This window comes from Sinisalibacter lacisalsi, assembly GCF_014640115.1.
GTDB classification, from domain to species: domain Bacteria; phylum Pseudomonadota; class Alphaproteobacteria; order Rhodobacterales; family Rhodobacteraceae; genus Sinisalibacter; species Sinisalibacter lacisalsi.
This window is the reverse complement of sequence record NZ_BMGI01000003.1, coordinates 229,077-252,192: the sequence shown is the minus strand read 5'-3', so window position 1 is coordinate 252,192 and position 23,116 is coordinate 229,077. Positions and strand designations below refer to the sequence as shown.

Genomic DNA, 23,116 nt, shown 5'->3' with positions numbered 1-23,116 from the left:
GGCGTGCTACGCTCGCGGCATGAAGATCCTGATCATGAGCTATGGCACGCGCGGCGACGTGCAGCCTTACCTGGCGCTCGGGCGGGGTTTGCAGGCGCGCGGCCATGCGGTGACGATCGCCACGGCCGGGCGCTTTGAAGGGTTCGTGACGAGCCATGGCCTGGGCTTCGCGCCGCTGTCCGACGAGATGCTCGCGGTTCTCGACACGCCGCAGGGCCGCGAGATGCTCGAAAACACCGAGAACGCGCTGCAATCGCTGTTCCGGATGGTCAGCATGTTGCCGCAGGTCGGGCCGATGCAGCGCGCGCTGGTGGAGGATTGCTGGGCCGCGGCCGAGGCAACGCAGCCCGATCTCATCCTGTTCCACCCCAAGGCCTATGCCGCCCCCGCCATCGCCGAGAAGCTCGGCGTTCCGGTGATTCTGGCGCTGCTGATGCCCTTGCTGGTGCCGACAGCCAGCGCGCCGATGATGAGTTTTCCGGATCTCCGCATGGGCTGGTGGAACCGGGCGACTTACCGGCTGGCTCGGCGGCTCATCGGGCTTTCCGCCAGAAAATACGTCCGCGAAACCCGCTCCGTGCACGGCCTGCCAAAACAGCGCCGCTTCGACATCGCCTGTTCCGCCGATGGCCGCCCGATCCCGGTGCTGCACGCGGTCAGCCCTTCGGTGCTGCCGCCGCCCCCGGACTGGCCCGACTGGGCGCGGATGAGCGGATACTGGTTTCTCGACGAGCAGGACTGGACGCCGCCACCCGCGCTCTCGGACTTTCTCGCGGCCGGGCCGCCGCCGGTCTATGTCGGTTTCGGCTCGATGGCCGGGCGCTTTCCCAACCGGCTGGCGCACGCCGTGGTCGAGGCGCTCGGGCAGGCCGGGCTTCGCGGCGTCATCGCCACTGGCTGGGGCGGCCTTGAACCGGCCGACCTGCCCGAAACGATCCATCGGATCGACGCCGCGCCGCACGACTGGCTGTTCCCGCGCATGGCGGCGGTGGTCCATCACGGCGGCGCCGGCACCACGGCGGCCGCGATCCGGGCCGGCCGTCCGCAAGTGGTCGTGCCGTTCTTCGGCGATCAGCCGTGGTGGGGCGCAAAGGTGCACGGGCTGGGGCTTTCGCCCGCGCCGATCCCGCAGAAGAAGCTGACCGCCGCCAAGTTCGCCGACGCGCTGCGCAAGGCGACCGGCGACGAGACCATCGCCGCCGCGGCCGCGCAGCTTGGCGCAACGGTGCGTAAGGAGGATGGCGTGGCTCAGGCGATCGCCGACATCGAGGCGTTGACCGGGGTCTCGCTCGCGAAATCGGCGGCCTGACCGGGGCGCAGGGAATGGCGCAGAGGCCGAGCCCCGATCACGAGTTGCAATCCACGCACCCCGAGTCTTATATCGGCGCGATACATTGAAGGGGTTCGCGATGACCAATTACCTCGAATTCGAAAAGCCGCTGGCCGAGATCGAAGGCAAGGCCGAGGAGCTGCGCGCGATGGCGCGGGCCAACGAGGAGATGGACATCGAGAAGGAAGCCGCCGCGCTCGATCGCAAGGCCGAGACGATGCTTCAGGATCTTTACAGAGACCTCACGCCATGGCGCAAATGCCAGGTCGCGCGCCACCCCGACCGGCCGCATTGCCGCGACTACATCGAGGCGCTGTTCAACGAATACACCCCGCTCGCGGGCGACCGGAATTTTGCCGACGATCACGCGGTGATGGGCGGCCTCGCCCGGCTTGGCGACATGCCGGTGATGGTAATCGGCCACGAGAAGGGCCACGACACGAAAAGCCGGATCGAACGGAATTTCGGCATGGCGCGCCCCGAGGGCTACCGCAAGGCGATCAGGCTGATGGACATGGCCGACCGTTTCGGCCTGCCGGTGATCTCGCTGGTCGACACCCCCGGCGCCTATCCCGGCAAGGGCGCGGAGGAGCGGGGCCAATCCGAGGCAATCGCCCGTTCGACGGAAAAATGCCTCTCGCTGCGCGTGCCGCTGGTGTCGGTCATCATCGGCGAAGGCGGCTCGGGCGGCGCGGTGGCCTTCGCCACCGGCAACACGGTGATGATGCTGGAGCATTCGATCTACTCGGTGATCAGCCCCGAGGGCTGTGCCTCGATCCTTTGGAAGGATGCCGAGAAGATGCGCGAGGCCGCCGAGGCGCTGCGGCTCACGGCGCAGGATCTCAAGGCGCTTGGCGTGATCGACCGGATCATCTCGGAGCCGATCGGCGGCGCCCAGCGCGGCCGCGAAGACACCATCCGTGCCGTTGGCAAGGCGCTGGAAGTGGAACTGAAGGCGCTCTCGGAAAAGAAGCCCGACGCGCTGCGCAAGGATCGCCGCCGCAAATACCTCGACATGGGCTCCAAGGGCCTCGCCGCCTGAATCCCGGACGGCCCCGCCGCTACTGGTGGCGCAGCGCCTCGATCGGGTCGAGTCGGGCGGCGCGGCGGGCGGGGAAGTAGCCGAAGACGACGCCGACAAGAGCCGAGAACAGGAAGGCGCCGATCACCACGCTGGCATTCGGCGCGAAGGGAATCGCCATGTTGAACGCCGTCACCGCGGCGATCACGAGGCCCAGGCCGATCCCGACCACGCCACCCAGTAGCGAGAGCATCACCGCCTCGACGAGAAACTGCATCATCACCTGCCCCGCCGTCGCCCCGACAGCGAGACGAATGCCGATCTCGCGGGTGCGCTCGGTCACGCTCACCAGCATGATGTTCATGATCCCGATGCCCCCGACGAGCAGGCTCACAGCCGCGACCGCCGAGAGCAGACCGGTGAGCACCCCGGTGATGCCGGACAGCATCGAGGCAATCTGCGCCATGTCCATCGCATAGAAATCGTCTTCCTCGTCTTCGGTGATTCGCCGCCGATCGCGCATCAGGTCTTCGATATCGGCAAGGCCCTGCGCGGTGGTGAACCCTTCCGCGAGGCCGGCATAGATCATGCTGACATCGCGGTTGCCGAGAATGCGCTTCTGCATCGTCCGCATCGGGATCAGCACAACCGAGTCCTGGTCCATTCCGAAACTTCCGGCGCCCTTTTCCTCGAGCACGCCGATCACCTCGCATGACAGGCTGCCCAGCCGGATCTTCTGCCCGACCGGATCGGCGCCGCCGAACAGATCCTTGCGCACCGTCTCGCCGAGAATGCACACGCTCTGGCCCACGGTTTCCTCCGCGTTGGTGAAACCGCGCCCGAGCACCACCGGCCAGTCGACGACGTCGAAATACCTGTTGTCGGTGCCCGCGACCTGGGTGGATATCGTCTCCGATCCGAGGATCGCCGTGACCGGCTGCGTGCCGTAGGGCGCGGCGGCGGCGATGCTGACCAGATCGGACTCGATCGCATCCGCGTCGGCGATCGTGAACGGCTCGGCAGAAAGGCCGCGGCTGCCCGGCCCGCTCGGACCCATGCCGGAAACGCCCGGCCGCACCATCAGGATATCGGTGCCCAGTTTTTCAAGTTCGCCCGTCACCTCATCCGATGAGCCCTGCCCGAGCGTGACCAGCGCGATCACGGCGGCCACGCCGATCACGATGCCGAGCGTCGTCAGGAAGGAGCGCAGCGCGTTGCGCGCGATCGCCTGAGCGGCAAGGCCGAAGGTTTCACCGATCATGACACACCCGCCCCGGGCTCGGGCACGCCATCGCGCACCACCTTGCCGTCGACCATCATGATATGGCGCGGAGCATAGGCAGCCATATCGGTTTCATGGGTGACCATCACGATGGTCATGCCGTCGTGGTTGAGCCCCTCGAGCAGCTTCATGATCTCGTTCGAGCGGGTCTGGTCGAGGTTGCCGGTGGGTTCGTCGGCGAGGATCACTTCCGGGTTGCCCACCAAGGCGCGGGCAATGGCCACGCGCTGTTGCTGACCGCCGGACAGCTCGGAAGGATCGTGCGCGGCCCAGTCGGCCAGCCCCACCCGCGCCAGCGCCTCCATCGCCTGGCGCCGCCGCGCCGCGCGCGGCACACCCTTGTAGATCAGCGGCAGTTCGACGTTCTCGATCGCCGGGGTGCGGGCGAGCAGGTTGAAACCCTGGAAGACGAAACCGATGAAATCGCGCCGGATCAGGGCGCGCTGGTCTCGGGTGAGATTGGCGACGTTCACCCCGTCGAAAAGGTATTCGCCGGAGGTCGGGGTGTCGAGACAGCCGATCACGTTCATCGCCGTCGACTTGCCCGATCCGGACGGCCCCATGATCGCGATGAACTCCCCGCGCGACACCTTGAAGCTCACGCCGTCGAGCGCCCGGACCTCCGCCGCCCCGGTGCCATAGATCCGGGAGATATCGCGAAACTCGATGACCGGGGGTGCGTTCTGCATGACCGCTCTACTCGTTGCGGATGCGGGCGAGCACCACCTCGTCGCCCTCCGCGATCTCGCCCGTCAGAATGGCGGTGCGGCTGCCGTCGCTTTCGCCCGGCACCACCGCAACCTCGACGGGCTGGCCCGCGCGCATGACCCAGACGGTGCCCGGATCGGCCTTGCCGCGCAGGTCACCGTCGCCGGGCGCACGCGGCATCATCATGCCGAGCAGCCCCCCGCTCGCACCATCCTCTTCGGTGGCGGTCGGCGGGGCGTAGCGCAGGGCGGCATTCGGCACCACCAAGGCGTCAGGCACCTCCGCCACAACGATCTCGGCCACAGCCGTCATGCCGGGGCGGAGGATCAGATCGGGGTTCTCGACCGTGAGGATCACCTTGTAGGTCACGAGCCCGTCGGTCACTTCGGAGGAATAGCGCACCTGGGTGATCTCGGCGGGAAATTCCCGCTCGTTCCAGGCTTCCACCGAGAAGGTGGCCGGGTTGCCGATCTCAACAAGCCCGATATCGGCCTCGGCCACGTCGACATGCAATTGCATGCGGGAAAGATCCTGCGCGATGGTGAACAACTCGGGCGCCGACATCGTGGCGGCGACGATCTGTCCGGTTTTGACCGCCACGTCGAGCACGACGCCGTCGATCGGCGAACAGATGCAGGCTTTCTCCAGTTCCGCCTCCTGGGCCTCGGCATTCGCCCGGGCGAGGTCCACATTCGCCGCGGCCACGTCGCGGGCGGCTTCGGCGCGCTCCAGCGTGGTTCTCGCCGTCGTCAGCTGGGTGGTGGAGACAAGCCCGCGCTCATCGAGCCCTTGGGCACGGGTGAAGGCTTCGCGCGCCTCGGCGAGCGAGGCTTCGGCCGACACCAGTTGCGCGTCGGCGGCGGCCAGCGAGGCGCGCTGAACCGCGAGTTGAGCCTCGAGCTTGGTGGTGTCGAGCGAGGCGAGCACCTGGCCCGCTGTTACATGATCGTTGTAGTCGACGTGCACGGCGGTGAGCGTGCCCGAAAGCTCCGATGAAATCTCGACGAGATTGGTAGGTTCGATCGAGCCCGTCGCGGTCACGGTGACGGTGAGATCGCCGCGCGTTACCGGGGCGGTGGTGTAGGTAAAGGGGGCGCCGGCGTTCGGGGCTGCGGCCCACCACCAGAGTGCCGCCACCAGGCCCAGCGCGACCAACGCATAAAACATTCTTCGCAGGCCCTTGCGGGGGCGCCCGGCGCGCGCGAGCGTGGCTTTGATGTCAGGTTTGGCGGTGTTCACGTCGTTCACCTCGGCTTGCCGGGAGGCCCGGTCGGTCTGCCCTCCCAATATAGGGTTTCCGCCCGGTATTTCCCATACGCAGCTCGGCGCGATCAGCCCAGAAGCCAGAGCATGGTATAGAGCGTCGCCGCGCCGCCGAGGATGGCGAAGAGCATGTTGCGCACGACCAACCCGATCACCAGCGTGGCGAGGGCGGCGAGCAGGCGGGCCGGATCGGCCGCGCCATCGGTGGCCGCGGGCCAGAGCACCAGCGGCGCGACGAGGCCGGGCAACACCGCCACCGGCGTGTAGCGCAACAGCCGCAGGAGCCAGGCGGGCAGCGGCCGGTTGCCGACGATGCCGAGAAACGAGAACCGGATCAGGAAGGTGCCGATCGCGAGGCCGGCGATCACCGTCCAGATTTCGCCCGTGCTCATGCTCATGGCCGCGCCCTCTCCATCGCCACCTCGACACCGGCGCCAACCGCCATCGCAAGCGCGGCGGCGATCAGCAGCCCGGCCCCGAAGGGCAGCCCCGCGAGCAGCAGCGCGACGATCACCGAGGTGGCCGCGGCCGCGACATGGGCAAGCGTGCGCAGCATCGGCGCGATCATCGCCAGGAAGGTGATCGGCACGGCGAAATCGAGCGCGAACTCCGGCGGAATCGCCTTGCCGACCACGGCGCCGACGAAGCTCGCCACATACCACATCGGCCCGATCAGGATCATCGTGCCGAAGTAGTAGCGCAGCCGCTCCGAGAGCGTCATCTCCGGGTCGGTCTCATATTTCGCGATGCTGAGCATGTAGGACTGGTCGACCATCACGTAGGACGCGATGGCGCGTTGCCAGAGCGGCGCGGCCCCGAGGTATGGCGTGAGCGAGGCGGAATACATCGCCATCCGCAGGTTCACCGCCAGCGCGGTGGCGAGCACCATCACCACCGGCGCGTCGCCCACCATCTGCTGAAGCGCGGCGAATTGCGCCGCCCCCGCGATCACCAGAACCGACATTCCCATCACCTCGACGAGGTTCAGCCCTGCTTCGGTGGCCACCACGCCGAACAGCAGCGCGAAGGGCAGAATGACGAGCAGGAAAGGCGCGGCATCGCGCGCGCCGAGCCAGACGAGCGATTTCGGGTTGGAGCGGGACATTGTAGAACCTAGGTTGTGCGTGGCGTGGGTAGGGGGAAACCGGAGCGGATGCAATTCCCGACAGCACAAATTCCGGGCGTCGAGCCATGACCACGACCCTGGGCGTGATCCTTGCAGGTGGATTGGCCACGCGGATGGGCGGCGGCGACAAGGCCCTGTTGGCGCTCGGCGGGCGACCGATGCTCGCCCATGTGATCGAGCGGCTGCGCCCGCAGGTTTCCGCGCTCGTGCTCAACGCCAACGGCGATCCCGCCCGCTTCGCGCAGTTCGGCCTGCCGGTGATCGCCGACCCGGTGCCGGATTATCCCGGCCCCCTCGCGGGCGTGCTCGCCGGGCTTGAAAAGGCGGCTCAAACGGGGGCGGTGCGGATCGTGACCGCCGCCGCCGACACCCCCTTCCTGCCGACCGATCTGGTCGCCCGCCTCGAGGCCGCGGCCAGCCCCGACGACGCCATCGCGCTCGCCGCCACCGCCTCGGGCCTGCATCCCACCTTCGGGCTCTGGCCGGTTTCGCTTCGCAGCGCGCTCGCCCGGGATCTGGCTGCGGGCATGCGCAAGGTGGGGGCATGGGCCGAGAGCAAGGGGGCGCAGCGCGCGACATTCGAAGACACCCCGTTCGACCCGTTCTTCAACATCAATACCCCCGACGATCTCGCGCGGGCCGAACAACTTCTGGCAGGAGAAGGCAGATGAGGATTTACGGTGTGATCGGCTGGAAAAACGCCGGAAAGACAAGCCTGATGGAACGGCTGGTCACCGACGTTCGGGCGCGGGGCTTCACCGTGTCGACGGTCAAGCACACCCACCACCGCTTCGATCTCGACCGACCGGGAAAGGACAGCTACCGCCACCGCGCGGCGGGCGCCCGCGAGGTGCTGCTCGCTTCGCACCAGCGCTGGGCGCTGCTGCACGAGTTGGGCGACGAAGCCGAGCCGCCGCTGACGGAGGTGCTGGCCAAGCTCGCGCCCGTCGATCTCGTGCTGGTCGAGGGCTACAAGCGCGACTCGCATCCCAAGGTGGAAGTGTTCCGCGAGGGCGAGGGCCGCAGCCTGATCCAGCCCGAAGACCCGACGGTGCGCGCCGTGGCCACCGACCAGCCGATCGAAGGGCTGCCCGTGCCTACCCTCGACCTCGACGACACCCGCGCCATCGCCGACTTCATCCTTGCCGAAACCGGTCTGCGGCGCACGGCGGAGGAAGGCCCGAGCGCGGCCTGTTTCGATCCGCCCCAGTTGCAGGGCATGGCAAGTGTCGACGAGGCGCAGGCGGCGCTGCGCGGCGCGCTCTCGGCGGTGACGGGGCAGGAAACAGTGGCGCTGGGCGAAGCCGCCGCGCGCATCCTCGCCGCCGATGCCGTCGCGCTCAGGGCCAACCCGCCGGGAACGAATTCGGCGATGGACGGTTTTGCCTTCGCCCATGCCTCGCTGCCCGCCACCGGCGAGGCGGCGCTCACGCTGCTGGATGGCCGCTCGGCGGCGGGCGCGCCCTATCCGGGGCAGGTGCCGCCCGGCCACGCGGTGAAGATCCTCACCGGCGCGCTGATGCCGGAGGGCACAGACTCGGTGGTGATGCAGGAGCGCGCGCGGGCGGAAAACGGCTTGCTGCACTTCGACAGCGCCGTCGCACCCGGGAGCAACACGCGGGCAAAAGGCGAGGACGTGGCCGAAGGTGCGGTGGCTCTTGCTGCAGGCACCCTGCTTGGGCCGGGCGAAGTCGGGCTGCTCGCGGTGCTCGGGCTGGGCGAGGTTGCGGTGCGCAGCCGGTTGCGCGTGGGCGTGCTCTCGACCGGCGACGAACTCGCCGCACCGGGCAGCACGCGCGACCCCGCCCGCACCTACGACGCCAACCGCCCGATGCTTCTGGCCCTCGCCGCGCGCTGGGGGCACAAGGCGATAGACCTTGGACACGTGCCCGACGACCGCGACACCCTGCGCACCACGCTCGACAAGGCGGCGGCGGCGGTGGATGTGCTGATCACTTCGGGCGGTGCCTCGGCGGGGGAGGAGGATCACGTCTCGGCGCTGCTGGGCAGCGAGGGACGGGTGACGCAATGGCGCGTGGCGCTGAAGCCGGGCAAGCCGCTCCTGCTCGGACAATGGCAAGGCCTGCCGCTCTTCGGCCTGCCGGGCAACCCGGTTTCGGCCTTCGTCACCGCCCTGCTCTTCGCCCGCCCGGCGCTGTCGGTGCTCGCGGGCGGCGCCTGGCTCGAGGCGCCGGGGTTCACCGTTCCGGCCGCCTTCGCCATGACCAAGCGTGCCGGGCGGCGCGAGTTTCTGCGCGCGCGGCTCACCGCCGAGGGCCGGGCAGACCTCTTCCGTGCCGACAGTTCGGGGATGATCTCCGGGCTCGCCTGGGCCAGCGGGCTCGTCGAGATCGGCGAGCAGGCGCAGGAGATCGCGCCCGGCGACCCGGTGCGGTATTACCCCTTGGGAAGTTTCGGGCTGTAAGCCTCGGGCAGAGGCTGGACTCGACTCTGGCAGGAAGAATCCCTATAAGAACAAATACAGAACAAAAGCTGCCCGCACCCTCATCATGCCGCAAAAGCGCTTCCTCAGCCTGTGGTTTCCCCGTCTCGCGGCGGAGCGGCTCCTGCGGCTTGATCGTGGGCTGGCCTCGGGGCCTCTCGCGGTGGTGGCCGACCAGCGCGGCGCGCAGGTGCTCGCCTGCCTCAACGCCGAGGCGGAGGCGGCGGGGGTCACCCAGGGGCAACCGTTGCGCGATGCCCATGCGATCTGTCCCGATCTCGTCTCGCGGCCCGCGAACCCCCACGCAGAGGCGACCTTTCTCGCCACGCTGCGGCGCTGGGCAGGCAAGTTCACCCCCTGGGTGGCGGAGGAGCTGCCCGACGCCCTCGTGCTCGACATCACCGGCTGCGCGCATCTTTTCGGCGGCGAGGAGGGGCTGGTGGCCACGGTCGAGGCGGATTGCGCCGGGCTTGGGCTGAGCGTTCGCCTCGGGCTGGCCGATACCGTGGGGGCGGCCTGGGCGGTGGCACGCTTCGCCGGCGCGAACCCCGACACCGGCCCGGCAGGCGACGCGATCGACCAGGAGGCCCGGGCCACGCGGTCGCGCGCCGCCAAGCGGCGGCATTGGACGCGCGGCGGCCAGCCGCCGGGAAGCGCCGGGCCGACAGGCCGCGCGCCGGCCCGGATCATCCCCGTTGGAGGCGCGCGGGCGGCGTTGTCTCCCCTGCCCGTCGCAGCGCTCCGGATCGAGGCCGAAACCGTTGCCGCACTCGCCCGGCTCGGCCTCAGGCGCGTGGGCGATATTCTCGGCACCCCGCGCGCAGGCCTCGCCCGGCGCTTTGGCACCCATCTCGTGCGGCGGCTCGACCAGGCAATGGGGATGGAGCCCGAACCGGTTTCGCCCGCCCGCCCGGCCTTGCGTTTTGCCCTGCGCCTGCGCCTGCCCGAACCGATCGGGCTGGAGGACGACCTGCTCGCCGGGATCGACCGGCTGCTGGCGGAGCTGGCCCCCCGGCTTGACCGCGCGGGGCGCGGGGCACGGCAGGTGCGGGTGGAGTTCAGCCGCACCGACCGCACGATGCAGGCCATCGAGGTGGGGCTGGCCCGCCCCGCCACCTCCCCCGAGCGCATCCGCCCGCTGCTGGCGATGAAGCTCGGCGATGTCGACGCGGGCTTCGGCATCGACCAGCTGCGCCTCAGCGTGCCGGTGCACGAGCCGGTTCATGCCGAGCAGCACCGCGGCCATCTCGCGGCAGGCGAGGCCGCGGCACAAACCGACGGCCGCGCGCTCGACGACCTGATGGGCCGGATCGGCGCGCGCCTCGGGCTCGAAGCGCTCACCCGGCTGCACCCAGCCGAGAGCCATATTCCCGAGAAATCGGCCACGGTGGTGGCCGCCGCCTTCACGCCGCCGAGCACCGACTGGCGCCCCGCTGCAACCGAGCGTCCACTGCGGCTCTGGCCGCCCGAACCGGTGATGCTGCCGGCCGTTCCGGGCCTGCCCTCGCGGTTTCGCTGGCGCGGGCGTGATCACGAGGTGGTGGCCGGTGAAGGCCCTGAACGGATCGCACCGGAATGGTGGTTCGACGATCCCGCCTGGCGCAGCGGCAGCCGCGATTACTGGCGGGTGACCACCCACCGGGGCGACCGGCTCTGGCTCTACTTCGCACATGGCGCGGCGCTGTCGGCGGGCTGGTTCTGCCACGGGGCCTTCGCCTGAGCCGGGATCAGCCGGGGCTTGCGGCCACGGCAAGTGGCTTTTCGCGGATCGGCAGGTGGATGAGGGCCGAGAAGGCACCCACGCCAACCCCGATCCACCACACGAAGGTATAATCGCCGGTGATGTCATACATCCGCCCGCCCAGCCAGACGCCGAGAAAGCTGCCAAGCTGGTGCGAGAAGAAGACGATGCCATAAAGCGTGCCCATGTAGCGCAGCCCATAGATATGCGCGACCAGCCCCGAGGTGAGCGGAACCGTCGCCAACCAGAGGCTGCCCATGGCGATGGAGAACACGATCACCGAGGTCGGCGTGATCGGAAGCATGATGAAGAGCGCCGCGATCACCGTGCGCCCGGCATAGATCGCCGCGAGCAGGTATTTCTTCGGAAAACGGTTGCCCAGCGCGCCCGCGAGCAGCGTGCCGCCGATGTTGGCGAGGCCGATCAGCGAAATCGAGATCGCGCCCAGCGCCGAGGTGGTGCCCACCCCGAGCGAGGCAAGCGTGCCCGAGGGGTCGATCGTGCCACACATCTCGGTGACGAAGGCGGGGAAATGGGCGGTGATGAAGGCAAGCTGGTAGCCGCAGGAGAAGAAGCCGAGAAAGATCATCGTGTAGGACGGATCGCGGAATGCCTGTTTCAGAACGTGGCCGAGGCTGTCTTCAAGCTGGGCGCGGCTCGCCACCCGGTGCGCAGGCATGAGCGGCAGCATCACCAGGGAGCCAAGGATCACCGCGGCGAAAACGACGAAGACGCTCTGCCAGGGCATCATCGTAAGCAGCCATTCTGCCACCGGCGCGCCGAAGACCTGGCCGGCAGACCCCGCGGCGGTGGCGATGGCGAGCGCCATGGAGCGGTGCCTGTCGGATGCGGCGCGGCCGACCACGGCGAGGATCACCCCGAAGCCCGTGCCCGCCACGCCGAAACCCACGGCGACCTCGAGGAGTTGGTGTTCGAGCGGCGTGGTAGCGAAGGCCGAGGCGACCAGGCCGGCGGCGTAGAGCAGCGCGCCAAGCACGATCGCCCGCCTGTCACCCAGCTTTTCCGCAATGGCCCCGAAGATCGGCTGACCGATGCCCCAGGCGAGGTTCTGGATCGCGATGGCCAGCGAGAAATCGGCGCGCAGCCAGCCGAATTCCTCGGCGATCGGGATCTGGAACACCCCGAAACTCGCGCGCACCGCGAAACTGAGCATGAGGATCGTGGCCCCGGCAATCAGCACCGGGGTAATCAGTCGCGCGGGTGTCATTCTTGTCTCCGTCGCGCGAAATTGTGGCAAAGCGCGCAGGCGGTCAATCGCTTTCCTTCGCCCCGCGCGCCCGATATTGCTGGGCCATGAGCGAGACGATTGCCGATATCTATGCCGCCCGCGTAGCCAGCGGCGCCCTGCACCCCGACCCGGCGCAGGAGGCCGTTCTGCCGATGTTGGAAGACATCCGCCATCACCTCGAAACCACCAAGCTGAGGCGGCGGGGGATTCTCGGCGGGTTGTTCCACAAGGCCGAGGAGGTGCCGCAGGGGCTCTATCTCTGGGGCGGCGTCGGGCGCGGCAAGTCGATGCTGATGGATCTTTTCGTGAGCCACCTCAACATCGCCGAGAAGCGCCGGGTGCATTTCCATGCCTTCATGCAGGAGGTGCACAACGGCATGCACGCCGCCCGCCAGCAGGGGCTTGCCGATGCGCTCGCCCCGGTGGCCGACGCGCTGGTGAAAGACCTGCGGCTGCTTGCGCTCGACGAGATGCAGATCACCGATATCACCGACGCGATGATCGTGGGCCGGTTGTTCGAGAAGCTCTTCGCCGCCGGCGTGGTGGTCATCACCACGTCGAACCGCCCGCCCGAAGAGCTCTACAAGAACGGCCTGAACCGCCAACTCTTCCTGCCCTTCATCGACATGATCCGCGACCGGCTCGTGGTGCACGAACTCGCAAGCCCCTCGGATTACCGGCAAAACCGCCTCGCCGGCGCGCAAACCTATTTCTCGCCCCTTGGCCCAGAAGCGCGGGACGGGATCGAGGCGATCTGGAAAAGCTTCACCGATCACGGCCAGCCACGCCCGCTGGTGCTGACCGTGAAGGGCCGCGAGGTGGAGCTGCCCGCGGTGTGCTCAGGCGTGGCGCGCGCCAGTTTCTACGAGCTTTGCGCCAGGCCCCATGGCCCCGCCGATTATCTCGCCATCGCCGAGGCGGTGCGGATGATCATCATCGAGAACATTCCCCGGCTCGGCCGCGGCAACTTCAACGAGGCGCGCCGCTTCGTCACCCTGATCGACGCGCTCTACGAGGCCCACGTGCGCCTCGTGGCCAGCGCGGCGGCCGAACCCGAATACCTCTACGTCGAAGGCGAGGGCAGTTTCGAGTTCGAGCGCACCGCCTCGCGCCTGCGCGAGATGCAGGCGGCGGACTGGGGCCGGTAGGGCCGGTAGCGGTGGGTCACTCCGCCGCCCGTGCCGCGCCCAGACGCTCGCGCCCGTGCGGCGCGCTCCAGTCGAGCTGCGGGCCGATGGGCACGATACGGTTGGGGTTAATCGTTTCGTGCGAATAGTGATAATGCCGGATCCAGTGATCTTCATGGCAGGTTTCGGCCACGCCCGGCCACTGGTGAAGTTCGCGCGCATAGGCCCAGAGGTTGGGGTAATCCACCAGCCGCTTGCGGTTGCACTTGAAGTGGCCGTGATAAACCTCGTCGAAACGCGCAAGCGTGGTGAACAGCCGCCAATCCGCTTCGGTGATCCGGTCGCCCACGAGATAACGGCGCGTGGCAAGCCGGTCTTCCAGCCAGTCGAGGCTGTCGAACAGCGCGCCCACCGCTTCATCATAGGCGGATTGCGTCGTGGCGAAGCCGGACTTGTAGACGCCGTTGTTGACGGTGTCGTAAACCCGCGCGTTCACAGCCTCGATCTCGTCGCGCAAGGGCTCGGGCCAGTAATCGTCGGTATTGCCCGTCACCCCGTCGAAGGCGGAATTGAACATGCGGATGATCTCGGCGCTTTCGTTGGACACGATCGCCTGGCGCTCGCGATCCCACAGAACCGGCACGGTCACCCGGCCCGACATGCCGGGCTCGGCCTTGAGGTAGACCTCGCGCAGGTAATCGAATCCATGCAGCCGGTCGCCGGTCGCACCGTCGAAGCCGGTATCGAAGGTCCAGCCGTCCGACAGCATGTCGGGGTGCACAACAGATACGTCGATATGCGATTCCAGCCCCTTCAGCGCGCGAAAGATCAGTGTGCGATGCGCCCAGGGGCAGGCGTAGGAGACGTAGAGATGGTAGCGCCCGCTCTCGGCTTTGAAGCCGCCCTCGCCGGAAGGTCCGGGGGCGCCATCGGGCGTGATCCAGTTGCGAAAACTCTGGGTCGAGCGCACGAAGCGGCCACCCGACTTTTTCGTGTCATACCACGTGTCTTCCCAGACACCGTTTACGAGTTGGCCCATTTCGATCCCCTTTTTCCTGATCGACAGATAGGCCTGGAGCCCGCCGGGAAAAACACCACCCCGCGCGCACGCCTCGTGCGCTGGCGCACAATCGCGTCGCGGCGTCGCGCCCAAGCGCCGTTTCCTGCGTTGAGGCGCGCGGCGGCTTGGCCTATATTGGGCCGCGACGATGCCCGCAGGGGCCGGAGTGGTGTGCCGTGGCAAGATCGACCCAATCAGGGGATCTGGCTGCGCGATCGTCGGGCAAGGCACGCTTTCTCTGCGCCCATGCGGCTGCTTGAAAAGGATATGCCATGCCAGCTTACACCCCTCCGAAGCATGAGCGCCTGCAACCCGAAGCCCGAGGAGCCATCCAATGACGAAAATCGGCGTGATGATCTGCGGCCACGGCTCGCGCAGCCAGGCGGCGGTCGACGAGTTCAAGGTGCTGGCCGAGAAACTGCCCGCCTACCTGCCCGACGACTGGATCACCGATTACGGCTACCTCGAGTTCGCCAACCCGGTGATCCGCGCCGGGCTCGACAACCTGCGCAACGCGGGCGTGGAAAAGATCCTCGCCGTGCCCGGCATGCTCTTCGCGGCGATGCACACCAAGAACGATATCCCCACCGTGCTCAACACCTACGCCACCGAGCATGGCATCGAGGTGCGCTACGGCCGCGATCTCGGGATCGACCCGAAGATGATCGCCGCTGCCGGCGACAGGGTGCGCGCCGCGATCGGCGCGGCCAATGCCAAGCACGGGCCGGTGCCACTGGAGGAAACCTGCCTCGTGGTGATCGGCCGCGGCGCCTCCGACCCCGACGCCAACGGCAACATCGCCAAGGTCGCCCGGCTGTTGCAGGAGGGGCTCGGGCTGGGCTGGCTCGAAACCGGCTATTCGGGCGTGACCTTCCCGCTGGTCGAACCCGTTCTGCGCCACGCCGCCAAGCTCGGCTATCGGCGCATCGTGGTGTTCCCCTACTTCCTGTTCTCGGGCATCCTGATCGACCGTATCTATGGCTTCACCGACAAGGTGGCCGCCGATCACCCGGAGATCCAGTTCGTGAAGGCGGGCTACCTCGGCGATCATCCGAAGGTGCTGGAAACCTTCGCCGAACGGGTCCGCGAGCAACTGGGCGAGGTGCCACCGCCGAACTGCGGCACCTGCCCCTATCGCACCCAGGTTCTGGCGCTCGAAAGCGGCAAGGCGGTGCGCATTTCGGCCGAAGACCGTGCCGGGCACCCGGCATTCGGCGACGTGCCGCCACCGGTCTGCGTGATGTGCAAATACCGCACCGAGGTGCTCGGCTTCGAGGCCGAGGTGGGCGCGGTTCAGGAGAGCCACCATCACCACGTCGAGGGCCAGGGCGCCTCCGCCCCCGGCTCGAACGTGGCCGATTGCCCCTTGTGCGATACCTTCTGCACCGGCGAATGCCGCCTCGACCGGCACCATCATCACCACGATCACGACCACGATCACCATCACCACCCGGCCTATCCCCACGCCAAGCACCCGCACGGCCCGGAATCGGCGCGCCGGAAATGACCGATACGCCGCCCAGACGGCCCCTGCGCTACGAGCGCGATCCGGCGGCGATCTACGCCCAAAGCTTCGCCACCGTGCGGGCGGAGGCGCGGCTTGAGCGCTTCCCGCCCGGCATGGCGCGGCTCGCCACCCGCCTCATCCATTCCTGCGGCATGGTTGAGGTGGCCGACAGGCTGGCGTTTTCGCCAGGCGCTTTCGAAGCCGGGCAGGCCGCGCTGGCCTCCGGCGCGCCGGTGTTCGCCGATTGCGAGATGGTGGGCGCGGGGATCATCCGGCGCTACCTTCCGGCCGAGAACGAGGTCATCGTCACGCTGAACGCTACGCAGGTGCCGGAGCGCGCGGCTCGTATCGGCAATACCCGCTCCGCTGCAGCCGTCGAGCTTTGGGCCGACAAGCTCGGGGGCGCGGTCGTCGCCATCGGCAACGCGCCCACGGCCCTGTTCCGCCTTCTGGAACTGATCGACGAGGGCGCACCGCGCCCGGCGGTGATCCTCGGCTTCCCCGTGGGGTTCGTAGGCGCCGCCGAGTCGAAGGCGGAACTGGTGCGCGATCCGCGCGGCAGCGAATTCGTCGCGCTGCGCGGGCGGCGCGGCGGCTCGGCCATGGCCTCCGCCGCGGTCAATGCCCTTGCCGCCGGGTTGCCGGAGATTGACGCGTGAATCCCTGGCTGCACATCATCGGCATCGGCGCCGACGGGCTTGACAGCCTTTCCCCCAGCGCCCGCGCTGCGCTGGAAACGGCTGAGGTGATTATCGGCGGCGAGCGGCACCATACGTTAACGAATGGTATTGATGCCGAGCGCATCGCCTGGCCCTCACCTTTCGACGCTCTGATCGGCCAACTGCGCGGCCTTGCCGGTCGCAGGGTCGCGGTGCTCGCGACCGGCGATCCGCTCTGGTATTCGGTCGGCTCCAAGATCGCGCGCGCCTTCTCGCCCGGCGAATTCGTGATCCACCCCCAGCTTTCGGCCTTCCAACTCGCGGGCGCCCGCATGGGCTGGTCGCTCGCCGATTGTGAAACCCTCACCGCGCATGGCCGCCCGCCCGAACAGGTAATCCCCTACATCGCCCCCGGGGCGCGGCTCCTGATCCTGACCACGGGGAGCGAAACGCCCGGCCAGATCGCCGGGTTCCTCGCCGCGCGCGGCTATGGCCCTTCACGCCTCACCGTGCTGGCCAACATGGGCGCGGCGGATGAAGAGCGCATTGAGGGTCTCGCGCAGGACTGGGCCGAAAAGGTGCCGGATTTCAATACTCTGGCGGTCGAAGTCTTGCCCGGGGATGCGCCCGTGATCCTGTCACGCACCCCTGGCCTGCCCGATTCCGCCTTTGCCTCCGATGGCACCATGACCAAGCGCGAGGTGCGCGCGGTGAGTCTCGCCCGGCTGATGCCGATGCGCGGCGCGTTGCTTTGGGATATCGGCTGTGGTGCGGGGTCCATCGCCATCGAGTGGATGCGAGCGGCTCGCGATGCCCGCGCGATCGGCATAGAGCCGCGCGCCGACCGCCGGGCCTTCGCCGCCGCAAATGCCGCCACGCTGGGCACGCCCGGGCTTAGGCTGGTTGACGGTGAGGCGCCGGCAGCCCTCGAAGGCCTGCCGGCGCCGGATGCCGCCTTCCTCGGCGGCGGCATTACGGACGAAACATTCGTCATCGTATGGAATGCGCTCAAGCCGGGTGGCCGCCTCGTTGCAAACAGCGTCACGCTCGAAAGCGAAGCCATCCTGCTCGCCCTGCACGCCCGTCATGGCGGCGAGGTGACCCGGCTTTCAGTGTCGCGCGCCGAGCCGGTCGGGCCGCGCACGGGCTGGCGGCCGTTCATGACGGTCACACAATGGAGCCTCGTGAAATGAAGACAGGCAGGTTCATCGGCGTTGGCCTTGGCCCCGGCGATCCCGATCTGATGACGGTCCGCGCCGCCCGGCTGATCGGGCAGGCCAAGGTCATCGCCTACCCTTCTCTGCCCGGCACGGAGAGTTTCGCCCACCAGATCGCCGCGCCCTATATCTCTGACAACACGCACGAAATCGTTCTGGAGATCCCGATGACCACCGCACGTGGCCCGGCGCAGGCGGCTTACGATTTTGGTGCGGCCCGCATCGCCGAGGCGCTCGATCTTGGCGAGGACGTGGTGATGCTCTGTGAGGGCGACCCGTTCTTCTACGGCTCCTTCATGTATCTCCACGCCCGGCTCGCGGAACACTATTCCATCGACGTGGTTCCGGGTGTGACCTCGGTTTCCGCCGCCGCCGCCCGGGCACAGCTTCCCCTCGTGGCGCGCAACGAGGCTTTCTCCGTCATCCCGGCACCGCTGCCGGACGATACCATCCGAAAGCGTATGGAAGCCTCGGATAGCTTTGCCATCCTCAAGGTCGGGCGCCATCTGGGGCGCATTCGTGCGTTGCTCGTCTCGCTCGGTTTGGCGGATCGTGCGCATTACGTTGAGCGCGCAACGCTCGAAAACGAGCGTATCCTGCCGCTGCCTGAAGCACCCGACCCCGCGCCCTATTTCTCCCTCATCCTCGTGACGAAAGGTGCCGACCCTTGGCTCAAGACCCAGTCGTGATCGCCCTCAACCGCGCGGGCGAAGCCACCGCGCATCGCATCGCCGCCCATCTCGGCGCACGCGTCCATGGCCGCGAAGGCCGCGTTGATCGGGCAGATGCACATTTTCCCAACGCGCTGACCCATGTGCGCGATCTTTTTGCCGCGGGCGTGCCAGTAATCGGCGTGTGTGCCTCCGGCATCCTCATCCGCGCCGTCGCTCCCCTGCTTGTGGACAAGACGACCGAGCCGCCGGTGCTCTCGGTGTCCGACGACGGCAGCGTGGTGATTCCGCTGCTCGGCGGTCATCGGGGCGCGAACCGCCTCGCGCGCGACATCGCCGAAGCGCTCGGCGCCACCGCCGCCGTGACCACGGCGGGCGACGTGGCGATCGGCGTGGCGCTGGACGAGCCGCCCCTGGGCTACCGCCTGCAAAACCCCGGCGATGCCAAAGCGGTGATGGCCCGGCTGCTTTCGGGTGCTGCTCCGCGCGTAATTGGCGAGAACATCTTCGATCTGGAGGGCGACGAGAAAGGCCCGGTAGACCTCGTGGTCACTTCTGCCCCGCTGCCCGGTGATTCAACGCGCCTCGTTTACCATCCGCAAACGTATGTTCTGGGCATCGGCTGCGCCCGCGATGCCGATCCGGCGGAACTCGAAGCGCTGGTGACCGATACGCTCGCAGCAAACGAGCTCGCCCCGGGCGCCATCGCCGCCATCGCCACGATCGACCTCAAGGCCGACGAACCAGCCGTGAACGCGCTCGCGCGCAAGCTTGCCGTGCCGCTGCGGCTGTTCACCGCGGATGAACTGGAGGCGCAAACGCCCAGGCTCGCCAATCCATCCGAGATCGTCTTTGCCGAAGTGGGCTGCCATGGCGTGTCGGAGGCGGCCGCGATCGCCGCCGCGCCGGGCAGCGCGCTGGCGGTGGAAAAGCGCAAATCGGCCAACGCCACGTGCGCGCTCTCGCAAAGCTCCAAACCCGTCACGGCACCCGCAGGGCGCGCGCGCGGGCGGCTTTCGATCGTCGGCATCGGCCCCGGCCAGTCGTCATGGCGCACGCCCGAGGCCTCTCGGCTGATCGCGGAGGCGGATGAGCTTGTGGGATACGGGCTCTACATCGACCTGCTCGGCCCCCTCGTGGCGGGCAAACCGCGCCGCGATTTTCCGCTGGGCGCGGAGGAAGATCGCTGCCGCTACGCGCTGGAGGAAGCGGCGAAGGGCCGCAATGTGGCGCTGATCTCGTCCGGCGACGCGGGCATCTACGCCATGGGCGCGCTGGTGTTCGAACTGATGGACCGGGGGCCGGAAGCGATGGGCGTATCGGACGCAGCAAGGCGCGTTGAGGTGATCTCGACCCCCGGCGTTTCGGCCCTTCAGGCCGCAGCCGCCAGATCGGGAGCACCGCTCGGGCACGATTTCTGCGCGATCTCGCTCTCGGATCTGCTCACGCCGCGCGAAGACATTCTGCGCCGCCTGCGCGCCGCCGCCGAGGGCGATTTCGTCATCGCCTTCTACAACCCGGTTTCCAAACGGCGCCGCACCCTGCTCGCCGAAGCGCGCGAAATTCTTCTCGCGCATCGCCCGGACGAAACGCCGGTGCTGCTGGCCTCGAGCCTCGGGCGGCCGGAGGAGGAACTGCGCTACCGCAGGCTCGCTGATCTCGACGTGGACGAGGTCGATATGCTGACCGTGGTGCTCGTGGGCTCGTCCAACTCGCGGCTGGCGCGCCTCGGCGAAGGCCCGCGCATGTATACCCCCCGGGGCTACGCCCGCAAAATCGACGGAGACCTGGCATGAAGGTGTATTTCATCGGCGCGGGGCCGGGCGACCCCGAGTTGCTCACCCTGAAGGCGCAGCGGATCATCGGGCAATGCCCGGTCTGTCTCTACGCCGGCAGCCTCGTGCCGCCCGAGGTTGTGGCCGGCGCCCCCGAGGGCGCGCTGGTGCGCGATACCGCCGCGATGACGCTGGATGAAACCCATGCCGAAATCCTCGCCGCCCGGGAAAGGGGCGAAGACGTCGCCCGCGTGCATTCCGGCGACCCGAGCCTCTACGGCGCCATCGCCGAGCAGATCCGCCGCCTGCGCGCCGACGGCATCGACTACGAGATCGTGCCCGGCGTACCCGCCTATGCGGCCGCCGCAGCAGCACTTGGGCAGGAACTGACGATCCCCGAGATTGCACAGAGCATCGTGCTCACCCGGATGAGCATGCAGTCGACCTCGATGCCCGAGGGCGAGAGCCTGGAGAATTTCGCCCGCACCGGCGCGACGCTGGCGATCCACCTAGCCGTGCGCAACATGCGCGAGATCGAGCGGGTGCTCACGCCGCACTACGGGCCCGATTGCCCGGTGGTCGTGGCCTACCGCGTCGGCTGGCCCGACCAGATGCTCATCCGTGGCAGGCTCGACGACATCCGCCTGAAAGTGCGCGCCGAGAAGATCACCCGAACGGCGCTCATCCTCGTCGGCCCCGCCCTTGGCGAAACAAGGGATTTTCGCGATTCGGCGCTCTACGATCCGGCCAAGCCTCACGTGCTGCGCCCGGTGGTCGGGGTGAACCTGGTGGAAGATCACAACACCTGAGAAGGTTTCGGCCAGTTAACGAACGATACCTTGACCGAATCGAACCACCCTGCATCCTTGATGCACGCGGGGAGGTGCGGAAATGACGACCTATTTGCCGAAAGAAGTGCAGGAAGGGCTTGAACAGGCCCGAAAGCGCGATCTCAAAAAAAGCTCGCGGCTGCGGGTTTCCGCGGGTGACGACGTGTTCCCCGTGCTCGAATTCCGTGACGGCGGATTCGCCCTCGATCTCGATAATGCCCCCAAGCTGCGCGGTTTGGTCGACCTCTACGATGGGAGCCGCCACCTTTACCAATGCCTGATCGTGGCCTCGGAGGAAGACGGCGCGCTGATGCGCTACGAGTTCAAGCGCTCGACGGCGGCCGTCGACAAGGCACCGCTCGATTTCGCCCGCGACGAGAACGCTCCGATCGCGCTCCTGGCCCGCTAGGGCCGGATCTCGACGAGCGTTCCCGTCGGCGCAATGCGCCAAAGCTCTTCCATCGTGGCATCGGACACGGCGATGCACCCGGCTGTCCAGTCATACGGAATGGTGACGATACCCTTGAGCCGGTTGGGCTGGCCATGGATGAAGATGTCGCCGCCGGGGCTGTAGCCACCCGCCCGGGCGCGCGCCACGTCTTCCGGGCGGGGGTAATCAATGCCGAGGCTCAGGTGAAAGGCGCTTCCCGGGTTGCGCCGGTCGATGCGAAACAGGCCCTCGGGCGTTTTGCCGTCGCCCTCGCGGGCCTTGTCGCCTTCCGGTGCGAAACCCAGTGCGATCCGGTGCCGCCTCACCGCCTCGCCTTCCCGGAACACGGTCAGCCTCCGCGCCGATTTTTCCACGACAATGCGCTCGATCTCCCCGTCGAGCGGCGCCCGCGACGGGGCGAGAACGGGCAGGAAATCGCGATCGCGCAGCATGAGCCCGCCGAGAACGACAAGGGCAATCGCAACGAGAAGCCCGACAAGCTTCATTGAAGATCCGAGAACGCCTCCCCGAGCCGGGCAACGGCGTCTTTGACGAGGCTGCGCGGCGTGGCAAAATTGAAACGCAGGAAGGTTTCGCCCCCCCTGCCGAAGGTCGGCCCGTGGTTCACCGCGATCTTCGCCTCCTGCTGCACCCGTCGCGTGACCTCGTCCGCCGACATCCCGGTGCCGGAGAAATCGACCCAGGCAAGATAGGTGCTTTCGAGCGGCATCGAGGCAAGCCCGGGTATCGCGTTCACCGCGTCGTCAAACAGCCGCCGGTTGCCGTCGAGATAACCGACGAGATCATCGACCCAGGCCGCGCCGGCCGGCGAATAGGCCGCCTCCGCCAACCGAAAGCCGAAGGCGTTGCCGGAAATCCCGAGCGCCGCCATCCGCGCCGCGAATGCCTTGCGCAAACCGGGATCGGGAATGATCACGTTGCCCACGTGAATGCCCGCTATGTTGAAGGTTTTCGTGGTGGAGGTCATCATGATCAGGCGGTCCTCCACCCCCTCGATCAGCGCGAAGGGAGTGTGTTTCACACCCGGAAACACAAGGTCGTGGTGGATCTCGTCGGACACCAGCACAAGGTCGTGCCGGATGCAGAAATCGCGGATGCCCTCAAGCTCTTCCCGCGTCCAGACCCGGCCGCCGGGGTTGTGCGGCGACGACAGCACGAGCATTTTTTCGCGCCCGGTCATCTGCCTATCCCACGCCTCAAAATCGAGCACGTAACGCCCGCCGTCGTTGGCCATCTCGCATTCCACCACCTCGCGGCCAGCGGCCTGGATCACCCGGGCGAAAGCGTGGTAAACGGGGGTGAACAGCACCACGCCGTCCCCCGGCGCGGTGTAGGTATCAACGCAAAGCGCCGTGCCGTTGACGAGGCCATGGGTGGTGAAGATCCAGTCGGGCTCAACCTCCCAGCCGTGGCGCGTGCGCATCCACCAGCCGATCGCCGCGAGGTAGCTCGCATCGTCGCCGTAATATCCGTAGATCCCGTGAGCGCACATCGCCTCCAGCTCGGCCCGGATCGGCGGCGCGGCGCGAAAATCCATGTCGGCCACCCACATCGGGATGCCCGTGTCCGCCGGCACGCCGTAGCGCGCCTCCATCATGTCCCATTTCATCGAATGCGTGCCGTGACGGTCGATGACCTCGTCGAAATCCATGTTGC

Annotated in this window: 22 protein-coding genes; 13 read left to right on the top strand and 9 right to left on the bottom strand. The window is 67.8% G+C overall.

The annotated features are described in order from the left end of the window. The first annotated feature begins 19 nt into the window (after positions 1 to 19). Both IEW01_RS10620 and IEW01_RS10615 read left to right on the top strand, forming a co-directional pair. The gene (locus tag IEW01_RS10620; RefSeq protein WP_188527609.1) at positions 20 to 1,309 is read left to right on the top strand and encodes a glycosyltransferase; all 1,290 of its coding nucleotides are present in this window, start codon (positions 20 to 22) and stop codon (positions 1,307 to 1,309) included. A gap of 100 nt (positions 1,310 to 1,409) precedes the next feature. Further along, positions 1,410 to 2,372, top strand: coding sequence for an acetyl-CoA carboxylase carboxyltransferase subunit alpha (locus IEW01_RS10615; protein WP_188527608.1), 963 nt, complete (start codon positions 1,410 to 1,412; stop codon positions 2,370 to 2,372). Between the two features lie 19 nt (positions 2,373 to 2,391). On the opposite strand, the gene IEW01_RS10610 is transcribed toward IEW01_RS10615, so the two are convergent. The 5 genes from IEW01_RS10610 to IEW01_RS10590 form a co-directional block, all read right to left on the bottom strand. Beyond that, the gene (locus IEW01_RS10610) at positions 2,392 to 3,612 is read right to left on the bottom strand and encodes an ABC transporter permease (RefSeq protein ID WP_188527607.1); all 1,221 of its coding nucleotides are present in this window, start codon (positions 3,610 to 3,612) and stop codon (positions 2,392 to 2,394) included. Then, positions 3,609 to 4,322, bottom strand: a complete 714-nt coding sequence (locus tag IEW01_RS10605; protein ID WP_188527606.1) for an ABC transporter ATP-binding protein — start codon at positions 4,320 to 4,322, stop codon at positions 3,609 to 3,611. The genes IEW01_RS10610 and IEW01_RS10605 overlap by 4 nt, the downstream gene beginning before the upstream one ends. Positions 4,323 to 4,329: 7 nt before the next feature. Next, positions 4,330 to 5,508, bottom strand: coding sequence for an efflux RND transporter periplasmic adaptor subunit (locus IEW01_RS10600; protein ID WP_188527605.1), 1,179 nt, complete (start codon positions 5,506 to 5,508; stop codon positions 4,330 to 4,332). A gap of 164 nt (positions 5,509 to 5,672) precedes the next feature. After that, entirely contained in the window at positions 5,673 to 6,002 is a 330-nt protein-coding gene (locus IEW01_RS10595) for an AzlD domain-containing protein (RefSeq protein WP_188527604.1), read from the bottom strand. Further along, positions 5,999 to 6,709, bottom strand: coding sequence for an AzlC family ABC transporter permease (locus IEW01_RS10590; protein ID WP_188527603.1), 711 nt, complete (start codon positions 6,707 to 6,709; stop codon positions 5,999 to 6,001). Before IEW01_RS10590 ends, IEW01_RS10595 begins: the two co-directional genes overlap by 4 nt. An 86-nt stretch (positions 6,710 to 6,795) precedes the next feature. On the opposite strand from IEW01_RS10590, the gene mobA reads away from it, so the two are divergent. The 3 genes from mobA to IEW01_RS10575 all read left to right on the top strand — a co-directional run bounded on the left by mobA (position 6,796) and on the right by IEW01_RS10575 (position 10,893). Further along, positions 6,796 to 7,401: a molybdenum cofactor guanylyltransferase MobA gene (gene mobA, locus IEW01_RS10585; RefSeq protein ID WP_188527602.1), complete on the top strand. Its 606-nt coding sequence runs from the start codon at positions 6,796 to 6,798 to the stop codon at positions 7,399 to 7,401. Beyond that, positions 7,398 to 9,155 (top strand): bifunctional molybdopterin-guanine dinucleotide biosynthesis adaptor protein MobB/molybdopterin molybdotransferase MoeA, encoded by a 1,758-nt coding sequence (locus tag IEW01_RS10580; protein ID WP_188527601.1) that lies wholly within the window; start codon positions 7,398 to 7,400, stop codon positions 9,153 to 9,155. The genes mobA and IEW01_RS10580 overlap by 4 nt, the downstream gene beginning before the upstream one ends. Positions 9,156 to 9,240: 85 nt before the next feature. Next, a complete protein-coding gene (locus IEW01_RS10575) occupies positions 9,241 to 10,893 on the top strand; it encodes a DUF6504 family protein (protein WP_188527600.1) in 1,653 nt (550 codons plus the stop codon). Between the two features lie 7 nt (positions 10,894 to 10,900). On the opposite strand, the gene IEW01_RS10570 is transcribed toward IEW01_RS10575, so the two are convergent. Continuing rightward, on the bottom strand, positions 10,901 to 12,142 hold the full coding sequence (locus IEW01_RS10570) for an MFS transporter (protein WP_188527599.1): 1,242 nt from the start codon (positions 12,140 to 12,142) through the stop codon (positions 10,901 to 10,903). An 86-nt stretch (positions 12,143 to 12,228) separates the two neighbouring features. Between IEW01_RS10570 and zapE the strand changes: the two genes are divergently transcribed. Further along, a complete protein-coding gene (gene zapE, locus IEW01_RS10565; RefSeq protein WP_188527598.1) occupies positions 12,229 to 13,311 on the top strand; it encodes a cell division protein ZapE in 1,083 nt (360 codons plus the stop codon). Positions 13,312 to 13,327: 16 nt separating this feature from the next. Here the strand turns inward: zapE and IEW01_RS10560 are convergent, their stop codons facing one another. After that, positions 13,328 to 14,329 carry a glutathione S-transferase family protein gene (locus IEW01_RS10560; protein WP_188527597.1) on the bottom strand — a complete coding sequence of 334 codons (1,002 nt, stop codon included), beginning with the start codon at positions 14,327 to 14,329 and terminating at the stop codon, positions 13,328 to 13,330. A 355-nt stretch (positions 14,330 to 14,684) separates the two neighbouring features. On the opposite strand from IEW01_RS10560, the gene IEW01_RS10555 reads away from it, so the two are divergent. From IEW01_RS10555 to IEW01_RS10525, 7 genes are all read left to right on the top strand, one after another. Then, the gene (locus tag IEW01_RS10555; RefSeq protein WP_188527596.1) at positions 14,685 to 15,857 is read left to right on the top strand and encodes a sirohydrochlorin chelatase; all 1,173 of its coding nucleotides are present in this window, start codon (positions 14,685 to 14,687) and stop codon (positions 15,855 to 15,857) included. Further along, a complete protein-coding gene (locus IEW01_RS10550) occupies positions 15,854 to 16,516 on the top strand; it encodes a precorrin-8X methylmutase (protein WP_188527595.1) in 663 nt (220 codons plus the stop codon). Before IEW01_RS10555 ends, IEW01_RS10550 begins: the two co-directional genes overlap by 4 nt. Further along, positions 16,513 to 17,709 carry a precorrin-6y C5,15-methyltransferase (decarboxylating) subunit CbiE gene (cbiE, locus tag IEW01_RS10545; RefSeq protein ID WP_188527594.1) on the top strand — a complete coding sequence of 399 codons (1,197 nt, stop codon included), beginning with the start codon at positions 16,513 to 16,515 and terminating at the stop codon, positions 17,707 to 17,709. The genes IEW01_RS10550 and cbiE overlap by 4 nt, the downstream gene beginning before the upstream one ends. Next, positions 17,706 to 18,422, top strand: coding sequence for a precorrin-2 C(20)-methyltransferase (gene cobI / locus IEW01_RS10540; RefSeq protein ID WP_229738201.1), 717 nt, complete (start codon positions 17,706 to 17,708; stop codon positions 18,420 to 18,422). Before cbiE ends, cobI begins: the two co-directional genes overlap by 4 nt. After that, positions 18,401 to 20,200 carry a precorrin-3B C(17)-methyltransferase gene (gene cobJ / locus IEW01_RS10535; protein ID WP_188527592.1) on the top strand — a complete coding sequence of 600 codons (1,800 nt, stop codon included), beginning with the start codon at positions 18,401 to 18,403 and terminating at the stop codon, positions 20,198 to 20,200. Before cobI ends, cobJ begins: the two co-directional genes overlap by 22 nt. Next, entirely contained in the window at positions 20,197 to 20,988 is a 792-nt protein-coding gene (cobM, locus tag IEW01_RS10530; protein WP_188527591.1) for a precorrin-4 C(11)-methyltransferase, read from the top strand. The genes cobJ and cobM overlap by 4 nt, the downstream gene beginning before the upstream one ends. 82 nt (positions 20,989 to 21,070) lie before the next feature. Beyond that, the gene (locus IEW01_RS10525; protein ID WP_188527590.1) at positions 21,071 to 21,418 is read left to right on the top strand and encodes a hypothetical protein; all 348 of its coding nucleotides are present in this window, start codon (positions 21,071 to 21,073) and stop codon (positions 21,416 to 21,418) included. Here the strand turns inward: IEW01_RS10525 and IEW01_RS10520 are convergent. Both IEW01_RS10520 and IEW01_RS10515 read right to left on the bottom strand, forming a co-directional pair. Next, entirely contained in the window at positions 21,415 to 21,945 is a 531-nt protein-coding gene (locus tag IEW01_RS10520; RefSeq protein WP_188527589.1) for a L,D-transpeptidase family protein, read from the bottom strand. The two genes, IEW01_RS10525 and IEW01_RS10520, sit on opposite strands and share 4 nt — an antisense overlap. Beyond that, positions 21,942 to 23,111 carry a MalY/PatB family protein gene (locus tag IEW01_RS10515; protein WP_188527588.1) on the bottom strand — a complete coding sequence of 390 codons (1,170 nt, stop codon included), beginning with the start codon at positions 23,109 to 23,111 and terminating at the stop codon, positions 21,942 to 21,944. The genes IEW01_RS10520 and IEW01_RS10515 overlap by 4 nt, the downstream gene beginning before the upstream one ends. Positions 23,112 to 23,116: the final 5 nt, after the last annotated feature.